Below are 1,789 nucleotides of genomic sequence, written 5' to 3'. Positions count from 1 at the left end.
GATAGCTATAAAAAGTATAAAGCTTATTGGAAATATAGTGTTTAAAATTGCTTTAATAGGACTTTGTCTACTAATATTATATAAAGTTATTATTTTAATATAATATTTTATACATAAACTACCACTGTATTTTTTACAGTGGTAGTTTTTATATTACCTAGGAATTATATAAGCATCTTTAAATCCTTTATCTATAGCTTCTTTTAATACTCTATCTGCGTTTTCTCTTTCTTTGAAAGCGCCTACACATACTGCCCATAATTGTTCTTTATTTGAACTATTATCATACTTAAACTCAATTCCTAAAAATTTACATATACCTTTAGCTATTGCTGTTGCAAATTCATCTTGTTTATTTAACAACAGATCTATATCTTCAACATTGTCTATAAATGCCAACTCTATTAAAGCTGCAGCCATTTTTGTTTCTCTAACTACATGAAAATTCCCTTCTTTTACGCCTCTATTTTCTGTGTATAAATGAGCCTTTACTAATTCTTCGTGTATATCATCTGCTAGCTTTCTATATTTCATCTTATAACAATAAGTTTCTATACCTTTTGCTAATTTATTAAATGAATTGCAGTGCAATGACACAAAGCAATCAGCTCCCCATTTATTCGCTTCACTAGATCTATACTCAAGGGTTTTAAAAGTATCATTGCTTCTAGACATTTTAATATCTAAATCACAGTTTTTAAGTTTTTGCTCAAGTTTTTTTCCTATACTAAGTACTATATCTTTTTCAAGTATGTTATTAACTCCTATAGCACCACTATCATTTCCACCATGACCTAAATCTATATAAACTTTTTTCATATATTCATCATTCTCCTCTTGTAAATTTATATTATCTATTTACTTAAATAACCTTAATTCTACATTAGGCGTTTATATATCTTATTATGATTTCAAAGAAACTGTTACTAACATCTATAAAATAAAAATCGCCACCGATTTGCATATATCGGTGGCGATTTTTATTTTATACTATTTAAATCTATGTAAGCGTCCACTTGAGGAATGTATAATAAATCCTCTTTTATGTGTGTGTTTCCAAATTCTTTTAACTCTAATCCTTCTTTATCCTTTGTTATCTTATACCTAACAATTTGAGTGTCTTCATTTAACTCTCCAAAAAAATACGTGCCTTCATATTGTTTAAATTTAAAACTAAAAGTCTCTCTAGTTAATTGTATTTTAAAGCTTTTCATAACAACTTCCTTTCTATATTAATTTAAAGTTATTAATATAGTATAAAAAAAATCATATTTATTCAAGCCTACATATTATATTCATCTATATTTAAACTTCATCTATATTTATTTTTATTAAATCATTATTTTTAGTTTTTATATTAACTATATTACCAGTTAAATTATAATCTAAAGCTTGCATAACTGTTTTCGCTAAGTTATCAGCGTCTAAGACATCTGTTTTTAAATTAAGCCATTTAAGTCCATTTATTTTTACCATTCTTTTTACAAACTCAACAGGAAATTTTAAATTTATATTATCTCCACCACTAGATAGTATTTTAACTTTAAAAAGCCTATCATCCATTAAGTTTACAGCTTTATTTCTCACCTTATAATTCCCCCTTAGTACATATTTTTAACATCTGTAAGTATTGAATTATATCTAATTACTTTAATAATATGCTATTATTCGAAGAAATATATTAACTTTATTTAAATTGAGATTATTTTAATAAAAGAAATTAAAATAAAGTTAATCGCTAAATGTTTATGTTGTAGATAAAATTTTGAAAATTTAATTCAGTTTAAAA

3 protein-coding genes are annotated in these 1,789 nt (G+C 24.9%); all 3 read right to left on the bottom strand.

The genetic code is table 11. The features are described 5' to 3' along the window. Positions 1–153: 153 nt before the first annotated feature. The 3 genes from VN21_RS16010 to VN21_RS16000 all read right to left on the bottom strand — a co-directional run bounded on the left by VN21_RS16010 (position 154) and on the right by VN21_RS16000 (position 1,587). Positions 154–819: an N-acetylmuramoyl-L-alanine amidase gene (locus VN21_RS16010; protein WP_046824141.1), complete on the bottom strand. Its 666-nt coding sequence runs from the start codon at positions 817–819 to the stop codon at positions 154–156. Between the two features lie 161 nt (positions 820–980). Then, on the bottom strand, positions 981–1,214 hold the full coding sequence (locus tag VN21_RS16005) for a hypothetical protein (protein ID WP_046824140.1): 234 nt from the start codon (positions 1,212–1,214) through the stop codon (positions 981–983). 91 nt (positions 1,215–1,305) lie between these two features. Further along, a complete protein-coding gene (locus VN21_RS16000) occupies positions 1,306–1,587 on the bottom strand; it encodes a hypothetical protein (protein WP_052952121.1) in 282 nt (93 codons plus the stop codon). Positions 1,588–1,789: the final 202 nt, after the last annotated feature.

The organism is Paraclostridium benzoelyticum, assembly GCF_001006285.1.
Taxonomy (GTDB): Bacteria; Bacillota; Clostridia; order Peptostreptococcales; family Peptostreptococcaceae; genus Paraclostridium; species Paraclostridium benzoelyticum.
This window is presented reverse-complemented; position numbering and strand designations above follow the sequence as displayed.